Below are 14296 nucleotides of genomic sequence, written 5' to 3'. Positions count from 1 at the left end.
ACTTACCACTCCTTATTAGATTGTTGTGGACGTTGTTTTTGTTGAGCTTGAAGCTGCATTTGAGCTCGAATCAAGAAACTAGGGTCACGCGCGCTTTCTACTGCTTCTAAGCGACGGAACTCAGGATCATCCTGAGGCGTTTTCTCTGGCTGAGCTTGAGCCTGCATAGGTTCGCCTTTTTGCTCGCCCTGTTTCTCTTCCTCTTGCTTGGCTTTTTGTCGCTCAGCTTTCTGGTTTTCTTTTTTATTTTCAGGTTCTTGCTGGTTTTGTGACTGCTGCCCTTGCTCTTGTTTAGCATCACTCTGAGACTTTTGTTGCTGCTGTTGCTGCTGTTGCTGCTGTTGCTGCTGTTGCTGCTGTTGCTGCTGTTGCTGCTGTTGCTGCTGTTGCTGCTGTTGCTGCTGTTGCTGCTGTTGCTGCTGTTGCTGCTGTTGCTGCTGTTGCTGCTGTTGCTGCTGTTGCTGCTGTTGCTGCTGTTGCTGCTGTTGCTGCTGTTGCTGCTGTTGCTGCTGTTGCTGCTGTTGCTGCTGTTGCTGCTGTTGCTGCTGTTGCTGCTGTTGCTGCTGTTGCTGCTGTTGCTGCTGTTGCTGCTGTTGCTGCTGTTGCTGCTGTTGCTGCTGTTGCTGCTGTTGCTGCTGTTGCTGCTGTTGCTGCTGTTGCTGCTGTTGCTGCTGTTGCTGCTGTTGCTGCTGTTGCTGCTGTTGCTGCTGTTGCTGCTGTTGCTGCTGTTGCTGCTGTTGCTTCAGTTTCTCCTCTACAACCGACAGGTTCTTTTTCGCAGCTTCAAAGTCAGGCTTTTCTTGAATTACGTTTTTATAGAGCTCTGCCGCATCCTCAAGCTGCCCGTTCTTGGCAAGTGCGTTCGCTAAGTTGTAACGGCCATCAAGGCTTGGATTATTGGAGAATGCTTCGATCGCGCTTTCGTAATCCCCAGCTTGGTAGCTTGCTGCACCTTTCCAGTTAGGATCAGTAAAGGTACTTTGGGCTTTTTCGTATTCACCTTGTTGATAAAGCTGTTCGCCTTGTTGGTTTTGATTCAAGAACGCATTGGCTTCTGCTTTCGGTGTCCAACTCATCGGTAATACGGCCGCGACCAGTACCCAAATCATGCCGCGTCGGAAGAGTAGGGCTGCAGGAATCAACAGCAGAGGTAACAACCAGAAACCACCATTCAAGCGAGAGTCGGTTTTCACGTCGTTACTTTGCTTGGCGGCAAGGTTGTTACTCGCGTTATTAGTAAACGCGGCAATGTTCTCAACATCACGGTTATTGTGTTGAATTGGCACAAATAATCCGCCGGTCTCTTTGGCTAACTTCTGTAAGTTTTTCAGGTTAGTCTTCGCTACCACGGTGTTGCCTTGTCGACTCTTCATCAAAGAACCATCCGGAAGAGCAATTGGTGCGCCAGTTGATGTGCCGATAGCAAGCACTGACACACGAATGTCTTTACCGTTTAATAGCGCTAATGAGCGAGACAATTCAGAGTCATCCAAATCATCTGCCAGCACGACGATGTCACCTTGATTGACACCCGCTTGAGTAAACTGACCAAGCGCGGTTTCAATCGCTGATGGTAAGTTGGAGCCTTGATAAGGCATTAACTCAGGGGATAAGTTTTCGATGATGCCAGCGAGTGTACTGGAATCTGTCGTCAGTGGACTTAACGTATAAGCATCGCCCGCGTACGCGACCAAACCTGTTGAGCCTTCTTTCCATTTCGGCAATAAATCTAACGCTTTATAGCGGGTTTGTGACAGGCGATTTGGCTTCACATCCGTTGCGTACATAGAGCGCGACATATCCAGAACTAACACTCGGTTTTGGCTTAGTTCAAAGCTTGGGCGAGTGTTGGATTGCCAACTTGGGCCTGCTAGAGCAATACAAGCGATAGCCCATGCTAATCCCCAAATGGCGAAGTAGTGCTTGGTATTCACTGAATGACCGAGCATTTTGGCTAAATGGGGCGCAATCAACGATGACTTTTTGGTTCTGTATTGGCTGTTAATCGCAAGAACGACAGGAATGACGAGCAAACCCAACAACCAATAAGGATTTAGGAAAGTAAACTCAGCCATGTTTTCTCCTTAGAACAAACAGGAACACGGAAAGCACAAGTGCAGCACCTAGTGGGTAAGGGAACCATTCCGACTGAGGACGCCAAGTTTGCGTATCGCTAGAAACTGGCTCTAGTTGATTAATGGTGTCGTAGATCGTTTCAAGTTCTTTAGCATCACGTGCTCGGAAGTATTTACCACCTGTCATCTCTGCAATCTTGGTCAGCGTTTGCTCATCAAGATCTGAGGCGGTATTGACTTTGCGAGTCATGAAGAAGTCTTTCACCATCATTTCACCAGCGCCCACACCTACGGTGTAGATGGTTGCGTTGTATTTTTTAGCGATTTCAGCGGCTTCAAGCGGATCAAGGACACCAGCTGTATTGCTACCATCGCTGAGCAAGATCATCACACGTTGTGGTGCGTCACTGTCTACAAAGGTTTTGGTGCCTAAGCCGATACCATCTCCAATTGCGGTGCGCTGGCCAACCAAGCCAATGACGGTTTGATTGATCTGTTGCATCACGGTTTTACGGTCAGCGGTCAGCGGCGTTTGTAGATAAGCATGATCACCAAATAGAACCACACCTAAGCGGTCGCCTTGGCGTTTTTCTACGAAATCAGATAAGACTCTTTTGACGGCGGTTAGACGGTCTATGTATTCACCGTTGTCGTTCATGTCTTCTTTCTGCATAGAGCCAGATAAGTCGACCACTAACATCATGTCGCGGTATTTCGGTTGGAACTCAACCGGATCGCCGTACCAAACTGGGCGAGCACAAGCGACAACTAATAGAGCCCATACGCCAATAGACAGGAATTTTTGGACGACCTGTTTTGGTTTGCTGCTGTGTTTGTTGTCTGGCAGGTACGCCAGCTTAATTTCAGCTTGCTGAGCCTCTTCAGGGAAGAACTTATAAATCAGCCAAGGTAGGGGCAGTAACAACAACGCCCACCACCAGACAAACTCAATGTTCAACCACTGAGAGAGGCTCGAAACGAGAGTTGCCTCAGTCACGAGTTTTTGCCTTTTTCTTTGGTGGCAATGCGGTTTCAATCCAGAAAGCGCAATCATCAATTAAGGCTTGATGCTGCTCTTGACCAGACTTTTGATACAGCGCCGCTTGCCACTGTTGTTGTTTGTCGACAAATCGAGTTTCTTTGGTGTAGCTATCAAGAAACTCGTACCAAGCAGAGCCTGTTAATGGCGCGATTTCTTCACGAGGGAAGTAACTCAAAGCCGCTTGACGAAGAACCTCTAATGCAGAAGACGGTGTGTGTGGTGTGATCGGATTGGTCAACAATTTCAATGCGGTCTTCTTAGCAACAAGACGCTTTGTACGCCATCTTAAGTACAGTACGACGATTAAGATAGATAGAACTACACCGCCCAGAACAGCCCACCATCCCCAAGCTAGTGGGAACCAATCAGGTGCATTCGGTAGGATTAAAGGTTCAAGGTTTAGGCTTTGATTATTCGTTGTCATTATTATTACTACTGCTTGAATGATTTGTATGTTGTTGCTTTGATTAGCTTAACTGCAGAACCAGCGGTAACCCGCTCGACAGACTGTTAAATGGAATTGCCATCGAATGACACTGCTGCTTGATGGCTTGCTGATGCTTAACGAAGTGAGACTCCAATTCCTGACGTTCCCCTTTAGAGCCGAAGTTGAACCACTGACTTCGATGACCATCGGATGCTTTCGCTTGGCCTCGGAAGTCGGTTTCGCCTCGCTCTAAGGGATCATAGAATTGAACCGCACGAACGCTGTTGTGTTGCTTTAACCGACGCAGTTGAACCAGCTCTTTCTCTTCCACTTGAGCAAAGTCGCTCAGTAGAATGAGCTCACTCCCTTTCGGCATCAGGTTGTGTAGCGTTTCAATTGCGCTCATATAAGGCAATGTGCGTGTGCTGTCAGCTTGTTGATTCGCAAGTAATTGATTGTGAGTATTCACTATCGCGTCAAGGATTCTCAGCCCTTGCTTTTGAAGAGAAGAAGGGCGGAGCTCAATACACTGGGAACCATCATCTATCACCGCGCCGATGCGGTCTTTCTTGGCTAATGTCAGCCAAATCAAGACGCTAGCGAAATGCGCCAGTTGAACCGACTTCAATACATATTGCGATCCAAAGTGCATGCTTGGGCTCAAGTCGATGTATAAGATCACCGCTTGCTCTTTGTCTTCAGCAAACAACTTGGTGTGCGCTTTTCCCGTTCGAGCCGTGACTCGCCAATCGATGCTGCGAATATCATCACCCGCTTGGTATTGGCGCACTTCCATGAAGTCCATACCGCGCCCTTTTTGACGACTGGTATGGTTACCGCTCATTTGAGACCAAATACTCTGGGCTGGTGGCAACCAACGAACCGATTGAGTGCGATATTGAAGCAGCTCTTCAAGGGTTAATGTCACCCCATTCGCATGAGGTGGCAATGCATATGATGCAGACATGTCACCTACCTACGTTATGCGCTACCTACAAGGTTAAGAAGCTTGTCGATAACCTGATTTGCTGTAATGCCTTCTGCCTGAGCGTGGTAGCTAAGCAGCAGACGGTGACGTAGCACAGGGTAAGCCATGGCTTGAACATCTTCTGGTGAAACGAAGTCACGACCTGCCAACCACGCATGAGCACGAGCACAACGGTCAAGGGCAATCGTTGCACGCGGGCTTACACCCATAGATAGCCATTTCGCAAGCTCTGAGTCGTAATCGCTTGGTTGTCGAGTGGCCATCACAAGACGAACGATGTATTGCTCAATCGCGTCTGCCATGTGAATGTTGAGCACTTCTTTGCGAGCGGTGAAAATGTCTTCTTGGCTCAAGCTTGGACGCTCAATCGTCGCTTCGCCTTTTGCCTCACCACGGTTGATGCGCAAGATAGCCAACTCGTGTTCCGCATCTGGATAATCCACATCAAGGTGCAGCAAGAAACGGTCAAGCTGCGCTTCTGGCAGCGGGTAAGTACCTTCTTGCTCAATTGGGTTTTGAGTCGCCATCACCAAAAATAGCTCTGGGAGTGCGTATGTGTTTCGTCCCGCTGTCACTTGCTTCTCAGCCATGGCTTCAAGCATCGCGGCTTGCACTTTAGCTGGCGCACGGTTGATCTCATCAGCAAGGATCAGTGAGTTGAAAATAGGACCAGACTGGAAGGTAAATTCGCCGGTTTCTGGACGGAAGATATCGGTACCCGTCAAATCGGCTGGCAGTAGGTCTGGTGTGAACTGAATACGGTGGAAATCACCTTCTACACAATCCGATAGAGATTTCACCGCACGGGTCTTAGCCAATCCTGGAGGACCTTCAACCAAGATATGCCCATCGGCAAGTAGAGCAATGAGAAGCTGTTTAACGAGATCATGCTGACCAATGATCTGAGACTCTAAGTAGCTTTGAAGAGTTTCGAAGTTTGTTTTGTGCATTTTTTGGACTCTCTGGTATCCATATGATTCTTGTTGTGTGTATTTGTCCTTGGATTGTCGAGAAAAGTTCCGGCCTGGACACACAATTTATCTTTCCAATATTGGGATGCATATAATAATTGCAACCGCTTGGTAGTTGTGTCTTTTGTCACTAAATATTGAGTTGCACAGCAATTTCAAAAAAATGTGAGAAAAACCTCTAGTTCTCTGCTGTGATGTCGATATAACCTGCGTGAATATTTGCTTGTAAAGGCAGTCCCCCATAGCTGATTTTATAAAATATCAGCACATAATGAGTGATTCTATTGAAGGTCCATAAATGCTTAAATTTAGTTCATTGAGTATTAAACAAAAGGTTGTACTTGGTATTACATTTGCTGTACTTGCCTCTACAATTATTGTTGGTGTGATGGCACAACGTCATGCCAAAGAAGTTTTAAGTCATCGACTTATTGATATTGAATTGCCAGCAATGTTGCAACAAATTAACACGGAAATAGACCGTGAAGTTGTTCAGATGCAACAGGCAGCCAAGCAATTGGCTACGAATGAGTTTGTAGTTGAAGCGGTTTCGACGACTGATCGCAACTCACAAGTTGAATCGAAATTAGTTCAGCAGTTAAACAATGTGAAATCTCAATATAAGCTGAATGATGCATCGGTTGCGAACCGTGATACAGCATACTACTGGAACCAAAATGGTTTCTTACGTCAACTAAACCGTTCACAAGACGGGTGGTTCTTTGGTTTTACTTCATCTGGCCAAGAAACGTCGGTAAGTGTATTCCAAGAGGCAAATGGCGAAGTAAAAATGTTCGCGAACTATCAGGATCTTTCCGGTACTTCGATGTCAGGTTTATCTAAGTCAATGGATGATATGGTGTCACTGCTGAATGGTTTCAAAATTGAAGATACTGGCTATGTGTTCCTTACAAACAGTAAAGGCGATATCCAAATTCATCGTCAGCAAGGTAAAAACAAGTCTTCTATTAATCAACTATTCGGTAGTCAGGCGTCTCAACTGCTAAACAAAGGTAATTTCAATCTTGTAACGACCGAATTTGAAGGTCAAGAGATGTTTGTGTCTAGCTTGTATGTACCTTCAATGGACTGGTTTGTTGTTGGTGTTGTACCGGTTAATGAAGTGTTCGCTGATCTAAATGCAACTGGTCAAAAAATGATGTTGACGACGGCAATTGTGGCGCTAATCTTTATTGCTATGGGTGTGTTGCTAGCGAATAGCATTACGAATCCAATTAAATTGATTGCAGACCGATTTACCGATCTGGGACAAGGCGAAGGTGATTTGGCCCAACGTATCGAGATCAAAGGCAATGATGAGATAGCCCAGTTGTCAAAAGGCTTTAATGGCTTTATTGAGAAAATCCATGCAACGATGAAAGAAGTGTCTTTGACAAGCAACTCACTGAGTGAAGCGGCTGAAGGCGTCTCTCATAAAGCGACGACGACTCATGATAATAGCCAAGAACAGCGAGATCAAACGATCCAAGTTGTAACTGCTATTAACCAGATGGGTGCGACGATCAGTGAGATTGCATCCAATGCTGCGACGGCCGCGGACACAGCTAATCAAGCATCTGACAATACCCAAACTGGTAGACAAGTAGTTACTCAGGCAAAAGAAGTAATCAGCCGCCTAGCTGGTGACGTAGAGACTACAAGCATGGTTGTGGCTCAACTTGCAACGACCACAAAGGATATTGGTTCTATCCTTGATGTAATTCGTGATATCTCTGAGCAAACTAACTTACTTGCACTTAACGCAGCGATTGAAGCGGCGCGAGCTGGTGAGCAAGGTCGTGGTTTTGCAGTAGTAGCTGATGAGGTTCGAAACCTAGCTTCACGTACAGCTGACTCGACAGAAGAAATTCAGAAGATGATCAATCAACTTCAGAGCGACGCGCAAGATGCGGTAACCGCAATGGAAGCTGGTAAAGCAGTAACGTTTGAAGGTGTAGCATCGACAGATGAAGCTGTTGAAGTGCTGATGAATATTTCTGAGCGTATTGCAGATATTTCAGACCGAAACACGCAAGTAGCAACGGCAACCGAAGAACAATCAACAGTTGTTCATACGATCAATCAAAATATCGAAGAGATAAACGCAATTAATGAAGCGACGACAACAACCGCTGAAGAGCTTGCTAATGCTAGTCAGGAATTGCGTGACCTATCTTCTCGTCTGGACAAGATGGTAGGTAGCTTCAAGCTCTAGAGTTGGGTAGAATGTAGCAAGTGCTTTTGATTTTAACTACATTTGGTAAGTATCGATGAACGACTTTGAAAAAGAGCTGGAGATGATTTCTCAAGAAGCAGCTCAAGAGCCTGAAGTTAAACTTCCTTCTTTAGATGAGCAGAAACAAATTGCTGCTGAACTGAAAAAGCTAGAGGCTGAGGGTAAGTTGACACCGGAAGTATTAGAGCAATACTTTGGTAAGTTCAATCAGAAAAACTCAGTGCCAGTGCATTAATAAAGAGGGAGTTTTATACTCCCTTTTTTTATCTTTTTATTTAATTTATACTCAGTGTTAACTCCTCCCTTTTTTTTCGCTTTAAGCCCAACCTTTTTCATACTTGACAATAACCTCGACCTACCTAAATCTATTGCGTATTTCAAACCAAACTATTAAAGGACTTGAATAGCAATGGTGAGCGGATCTAAAAGTAATGTTATTTTGGTAACGGAAGACAGCTTACAGTCATCTTTACTTAAAGAAATTCTAGAAAATAAATTAAGAATCAACGTATTTTTACTCTCTCCAGATAAGCTCATTGCATTTAAAGCGATGTCAGGGAATATATCTACGATCATTCTTGATTCCAGTGTAGTCAGTGAAGATATGTACTCACATTATATGGAACTGAAAAAGGCAGAATTTAGTAATGCTGAAGAAATTCTGATTAATTGTGACAAGAATATACCTACGGAAGAGTTGTTCGCGTGGTCGAGCTTGAGCGGTATTTTTTACAACTCTGATGATATCCATACTTTACAGATTGGCATAGGCAAGATTCTGCAAGGTGAGATGTGGTTTAGTAGGAAGCTCGCTCAGCAGTACATAACCCATCTTCGTAGGCATTTTAAACCAGTCAGCCGAAATACGAAGACGGTGCTTACTAAGCGAGAAAGACAGATAATAACCTTCTTATCCATGGGAGCATCAAACCAACAAATTGCTGAAAATTTATTCGTGAGTGAAAATACAGTAAAAACACATTTGCACAATATCTTTAAGAAAATAGAAGTCAAAAATAGAGTGCAAGCACTAATTTGGGCGAAAGATAATATATCAAACGTTCAAGAAGTATCTTACTAACCTATTTGTTAATTATTTTTGCGACTCACATCTACTCAATAGTACAAAAGTTTGCCATGTGTTTCTCATTTGAGAAACACTTTTTTTTATTTTGAATTTTTTACTTGCAACCATTTTATTCTCTCCCTATTCAAATTAACCTGTATGAACTAGCACTAAGATACTAATTATACCAATTGAGTGCACTAGGCAGGATTTAAATTTAAATGGTAGAGAAGAGACATGGAAAGTATTCAAGTTAATCCAGAAGTACTATTAATTACTCAGCAAAGCTTACAAAGTGAAAACTTTAGGGATATGCTTGCATCAAGAGTAGATACGAAAATAACGACGATTAACTTAGACAATCCATATCAAAATCTGTGTAGCGAAAAGTATTATTTACTAGTTGATTTTTCTTCCGATATGTCCGAAGAAATGATGAGTCATTTAAAATCAGACGATCGTGTTATAGGTACGATTTTACTAAACCTAACTAAGGATCTGGCGATTGAAGAGTTGGCAGACTGGCCCCTATTAAAGGGCATCTTTAAGCCAACGGACTCCATTGATACCCTTTGTAAAGCTTTGAAAGGTATACTTGACGGTGATAATTGGTTATCACGAAGAATGCTGGATCAGCTAGTTTCATATCATGAAGCTAAGAAATACCGCATTGAAGAACCGGAACTTGAGATTGATTTGACAAGGCGTGAGGTGCAGGTTCTCCAAATGTTGAAAGAAGGCGGTTCCAATATGGAAATTGCGGATTCACTTTTTATTAGTGAACATACAATTAAGTCCCACCTTTACAATATCTTCAGAAAAATAGAAGTAAAAAACCGAAATCAAGCTACAAGATGGGCAAAGAAAAATCTGAAAGCTTGACTATAGATTCATGATTACAAATGACTTTATATATAAAAGTACCAATAGATGGTTATTTCTATTGAGTCGCAACTCTTAAAGTTTCATTCCATATTCAAACTTCTTTCCTTTGGCCATTTACTAAGATCAGCGGGTCTGGATCTCAAGTCGTAAGGTGCTGACATTCTAATAACGTAAAGGAAAGTAGAGGAACTCTGTATGAGCGACCCAAATAAATACGAAGATAAAGAACAAGGGACCAACAGTAATGACGTAATTAAGTCCTACGACAATTCCAGTTCTGTGATCGTAGGTTTGGATGGTAGTGACAAAATCTATGCTGGAGCCAAAGATGACCTTGTAATTGGGGGAGATGGCAACGATTTGATTGTTGGCGGCAAAGGAAATGACGTCTTGAAAGGAGGTCATGGAAACGACACGATGCGAGGGGGAACTGGAGATGATGTGCTACTGGCTTCTCATGGTGACAACCGCATGCATGGTGGTGCTGACAACGACCGTTTGATCATAGGCTCAGGTAAAAACGTCGTTAGTGGGGGGAGCGGAGAAGACAAATTTGTGTTCACAGACAAGTTTGGCGGACATGGTAACTCAACGGTTTTAGACTTCAACGCTGACGAAGATATTTTGATGTTTAGTAGTGAATCCGTCCAGTCACTTTCAGACCTTGAGATAAGTTACGATGCACGTGGTAATGCTGTGTTTAGTAACGGGGAAGATTTTACTGTAAAGGTCAAGGGTCTAACTCAAGAAGAAGTTGAAGCTCACGGTAGCGATTTATTTGTTTTCTAATTCATCTAAGTAGCGCCAGTTCATCTGGCGCGATATGATTTTAATGGTCTCTTCTGTGCCAAGTTCAATTTTCAAAGTAGTAAAAAATAAGTTAGTTGTGCTTATTTGGAGCTTGATGTTTTTTAGCTTCTTTATCAACTTATTGGTGTTATCCATACCTTTGTATATGCTTCAAGTATACAACAGAGTCATATCTTCATATTCAACGGATACCCTAGTCCTTCTCACGATTATTGTCATATCTGCAATGTTCACGATGGCTTTACTTGATATTGCTAGGGCAAAAGTGAGTCAGTCTTTCGGTAATTGGATGGAAGCGAAAATCTCAGTATTTATGTTGCGTCGAAGCATTCAGTTTCAGGCTTATACTGGGAAAGGTTATACCTCTCAGGTTTTAAAAGACATCCAGACGATAAAAGTCTTTCTGAGCAGTCAAGCTCCGTATCCTTTGTTAGATGCAATGTGGACTCCTATTTTTATTGCATTTGTTTATCTGCTACATCCAATGCTTGGTCATATATCGCTTGCGGGTTCACTTATTCTATTTGGTTTAGGGCTGCTTAATGAAGTGGTTACTAGGACATCCTTGCGAGAAGCAGAGGTACAGTCTGTTTCACATATTTCTCAAGCGGAAATAGCGACGCAGAATGCAAATTCGATACTTGCTATGGGAATGATGAATGCCTTTTTAGAGAGGTGGTTTCAAGGTGTTAGTAGTACAAAGAAGTCCGAAGAATCTTCATTAGATAAATCTATTTATTTGACAAACTTTTCAAAGTTCATAAGAGGGTCATTGCAGATAGCGTTGTTGGCTGGCGGAGCGTGGCTTGTCATATCACACGAAATAACGGCTGGTGCAATGATAGCCAGTTCAATATTGATGAGTAGAGCATTGTCCCCAATGGAACAAGCTATTACTACATGGCGAAGTGCAGTATCAACGCATAACGCTTTCTCTCGGCTAAAGGAAATAGACTTAAGAGCGACTATGGTGGAAACCGATATGCCTCTCCCACCTCCAAAGGGAAACTTTGAACTCAAAAACTTAGCGTACCATCTTCCAGAAAACGCAGGTCTACTCTTTTCTCAAATAACGTTATCAATACCTCAAGGTACTTCCGTAGGAGTTATCGGACCCTCAGGAACAGGGAAATCAACACTTGCGCGTCTACTTATTGGCATCATACCGCCCACAGCAGGAAAAGTGACCTTGGATGGAATGGAAGTCTCTGCTTGGCCTTCAGAAGATTTAGGGGAGCATATCGGTTACTTAGCTCAAGAAGTAGAGCTTTTTCCGGGAAGCATCCGTCAGAATATTTCTCGATTTAAGGAAGAAGATCCATCAAAAGTTATAGAGGCCGCTAAGTTAGCCGGATGCCACGAGCTAATTTTGAAAAAAAATGGTGGGTACGATTTTTCTATTGGCGTTAATGGTAGAGGTCTTTCTGGAGGTGAGCGTCAGCGAATTGCTCTCGCTAGGGCCGTTTATGGGCAACCTTCAGTCGTTATTTTTGATGAAGCGAACGCTAACCTTGATGGTGAGGGAGAGTCTGCGTATCAACGGTTGATAGCTCACTTAAAGGCTAAAGAGACGACTGTGATCATCATTGCTCATAACGCTAGTACTTTGAGGCAGATGGACCGTTTGCTTTATCTTTCTGATGGCAAAGCTCAACTCTACGGCCCTAGAGAGGAAGTTTTGAAGCGATTGATGGGAAATGACAATATCGAAATACCGAGAGTGAGAGATGAAAGAGCAACTGCCCATCGCTGAACAAACGAAGCGTGACAGAATATTCAGGTACACACCTCCTAGCCATTTGCATTGGAAGAAACCAATATTATTTGGCCTCACTTCATTAAGTGCATTTTTGATGGGATTTGTTTATTGGGGCGCAACGGCTCAACTGGAAAGTGCGGCTATTGCTTATGGTGATTTGTCGGTAATAAGCAAGCGTCAAAAGGTACAACATTTAGAAGGGGGGATTGTCGCATCAATACATGTGCATGAAGGTGATCGTGTCGAAGAAGGGCAACTACTTATTAAGCTTTCAGGACAACATGCGAGTGCTAAATGGGATTCTATGAATGGTTTATTCATACATACCGTAGCAAAAGAGAATCGGTTGTCATCCGAGTTAGATAACTTAGGTGAAATCTCATGGTCACAGGATTTAGAAAACCTTTCAAGTGAAGAAATACTTAGAGAAGCCAAGTTAGTCCAAAGTAAAATTTTTGAGGCAAGGAAACGCTTTTTTGACAGCAAACTAAATATCATCGCTCAAAGTATGTCTGGAGCTAATTTAGAGCTAGACAACTTGACCAACACCAAAAAGATTGAGAGAGAACGCTTACAGCTAATTGAAGAAGAAATACGTAGCAATCAGTCGCTGGTGCAAAGAGGGTATGCAGGAAAGTCAGCTCTTCTCCAACTTAAGCGTATGGCTACAGAAGTAAAAAGTACGCTTAGCCAACTCGATCGACAATCATTAACGGTGCAAAAGCGATTAGATGAGAATCAAGCGAGAATCGAAGAACTGCGCTTGGAGCGTCTCAATGAAATTGTTGCAGAACTAAGAGAAACCCAAAAAGATATTGTTACTGTGCGTGAAGAACTGCGTCTAGCAAAGGATACGTTAGATCGAACAAATATAGCGGCACCAATATCGGGTAGAGTTGTAAACATGCAGGTGTTTACCGAAAAAGGCGTTATAAACTCAGGTGATACGTTGCTCGAACTTGTACCTCTCGATGATGAATTGTTGGTTGAAGCTCAAGTTAACCCTGAAGATATTGACTTAGTAAGTACAGGACAGTCTGCACATGTTCGTCTAACCGCACTTAATGCCAGAACATTGGCTCCTTTAAATGGGACCGTTCTTACCGTTTCAGCAGATAAGCTGACCAATCAACAGGAGCAAGATTACTATTTAGCTAGAATTGCTTTGAACCAAGAGGACGTGGATAGCTACAAGCTAACATCTGGGATGAATGCGGAGGTACTCATTTTATCTGAACCAAGGACACCGCTAAGCTATCTTCTAAAACCATTAACAGAGAGTATGAATCGTGCATTCCGAGAAGACTGATGGATAGGTCCTATTTGAAATCTCGTCATAGCGCTCACCCAAACAAATAATCCATTACGTCAGTCACATTTTGTGGTGTTGTGATGTGTTTTGATGCGTTTTTATTTTTTGTGAGGTGGTGTAAAGATGAGAACCGAGAAAGAAAAAATGTTGGCAGGTGAGCCATACGATGCTTGGGATAAAGAGCTATATCAAGCACGAATTGAATGCCGAAAAGTGTTACAAAAGCTAAATAATAGCATTCCTGATACAAACGAGTGGCGCGGTGCAATTGATGAATTGATCCCTGATTCAGAAGGTGCGTACCTAGAGCCACCATTTCGATGCGATTACGGCTCAAACATTAAGCTGGGTAAAAACTTCTATGCAAATTTCAACTGCGTTGTATTAGACGTAGCAGAAGTGCATATAGGCGATAACGTTTTGTTCGCCCCTAATGTGCAAATCTATACGGCAGGTCACCCACTCGATGTTAAAGGACGAGTCGAAGAAGGCGTTGAGTTCGGAACTCCGATTACAATTGGAGACAACGTATGGTTAGGGGGAGGCGTGATTGTTTGCCCGGGCGTGACTATAGGTGAAAACTCGGTGATTGGTGCAGGCAGTGTGGTTACGAAAGATGTTCCACCTAACGTAGTAGCAGCGGGTAACCCCTGCAAAGTGATTCGCCCAATAGACTAGATAATCGAAAGCCGACATATCGTCGGCTTTTTCTTATATATAGTTAG

At 43.4% G+C, this 14296-nt stretch carries 13 protein-coding genes; 8 read left to right on the top strand and 5 right to left on the bottom strand.

The annotated features are described in order from the left end of the window. Window positions 1-2 precede the first annotated feature (2 nt). From J4N37_RS18805 to J4N37_RS18785, 5 genes are read right to left on the bottom strand one after another with little or no spacing between them, the layout of a single operon-like run. Complete coding sequence (locus J4N37_RS18805; RefSeq protein ID WP_252043097.1) at window positions 3-2075, bottom strand: vWA domain-containing protein; 2073 nt, start codon at window positions 2073-2075, stop codon at window positions 3-5. After that, on the bottom strand, window positions 2068-3072 hold the full coding sequence (locus tag J4N37_RS18800; protein ID WP_252043095.1) for a vWA domain-containing protein: 1005 nt from the start codon (window positions 3070-3072) through the stop codon (window positions 2068-2070). Before J4N37_RS18800 ends, J4N37_RS18805 begins: the two co-directional genes overlap by 8 nt. Then, on the bottom strand, window positions 3065-3541 hold the full coding sequence (locus J4N37_RS18795; protein WP_020197346.1) for a DUF4381 domain-containing protein: 477 nt from the start codon (window positions 3539-3541) through the stop codon (window positions 3065-3067). The genes J4N37_RS18800 and J4N37_RS18795 overlap by 8 nt, the downstream gene beginning before the upstream one ends. Before the next feature lie 43 nt (window positions 3542-3584). Then, a complete protein-coding gene (locus J4N37_RS18790) occupies window positions 3585-4511 on the bottom strand; it encodes a DUF58 domain-containing protein (RefSeq protein ID WP_252043094.1) in 927 nt (308 codons plus the stop codon). Between the two features lie 14 nt (window positions 4512-4525). Continuing rightward, the gene (locus tag J4N37_RS18785) at window positions 4526-5482 is read right to left on the bottom strand and encodes an AAA family ATPase (RefSeq protein ID WP_005432145.1); all 957 of its coding nucleotides are present in this window, start codon (window positions 5480-5482) and stop codon (window positions 4526-4528) included. A 319-nt stretch (window positions 5483-5801) separates the two neighbouring features. Between J4N37_RS18785 and J4N37_RS18780 the strand changes: the two genes are divergently transcribed. The 8 genes from J4N37_RS18780 (at window position 5802) to J4N37_RS18740 (ending at window position 14249) form a co-directional block, all read left to right on the top strand. Continuing rightward, window positions 5802-7718, top strand: coding sequence for a methyl-accepting chemotaxis protein (locus J4N37_RS18780; protein ID WP_038886693.1), 1917 nt, complete (start codon window positions 5802-5804; stop codon window positions 7716-7718). Between the two features lie 55 nt (window positions 7719-7773). Further along, a complete protein-coding gene (locus J4N37_RS18775; protein WP_038886694.1) occupies window positions 7774-7974 on the top strand; it encodes a restriction endonuclease subunit S domain-containing protein in 201 nt (66 codons plus the stop codon). Window positions 7975-8148: 174 nt separating this feature from the next. Next, window positions 8149-8820 (top strand): LuxR C-terminal-related transcriptional regulator, encoded by a 672-nt coding sequence (locus J4N37_RS18770; RefSeq protein WP_010451093.1) that lies wholly within the window; start codon window positions 8149-8151, stop codon window positions 8818-8820. A 222-nt stretch (window positions 8821-9042) separates the two neighbouring features. After that, window positions 9043-9687, top strand: coding sequence for a LuxR C-terminal-related transcriptional regulator (locus tag J4N37_RS18765; RefSeq protein WP_045391117.1), 645 nt, complete (start codon window positions 9043-9045; stop codon window positions 9685-9687). 198 nt (window positions 9688-9885) lie between these two features. Then, on the top strand, window positions 9886-10479 hold the full coding sequence (locus J4N37_RS25155; protein WP_038884701.1) for a calcium-binding protein: 594 nt from the start codon (window positions 9886-9888) through the stop codon (window positions 10477-10479). Window positions 10480-10522: 43 nt separating this feature from the next. Then, window positions 10523-12253 (top strand): type I secretion system permease/ATPase, encoded by a 1731-nt coding sequence (locus J4N37_RS18750; RefSeq protein WP_409582647.1) that lies wholly within the window; start codon window positions 10523-10525, stop codon window positions 12251-12253. Further along, entirely contained in the window at window positions 12228-13568 is a 1341-nt protein-coding gene (locus J4N37_RS18745) for an HlyD family type I secretion periplasmic adaptor subunit (protein ID WP_252043093.1), read from the top strand. The genes J4N37_RS18750 and J4N37_RS18745 overlap by 26 nt, the downstream gene beginning before the upstream one ends. A 126-nt stretch (window positions 13569-13694) precedes the next feature. After that, entirely contained in the window at window positions 13695-14249 is a 555-nt protein-coding gene (locus tag J4N37_RS18740; RefSeq protein WP_045391120.1) for a sugar O-acetyltransferase, read from the top strand. The last annotated feature ends 47 nt before the right edge of the window (window positions 14250-14296 follow it).

The organism is Vibrio sp. SCSIO 43153 (assembly GCF_023716625.1).
In the GTDB taxonomy this organism is placed as follows: domain Bacteria; phylum Pseudomonadota; class Gammaproteobacteria; order Enterobacterales; family Vibrionaceae; genus Vibrio; species Vibrio rotiferianus.
The sequence above is the reverse complement of the archived record's forward strand: the minus strand, read 5'-3'. Positions and strand labels throughout refer to the sequence as shown.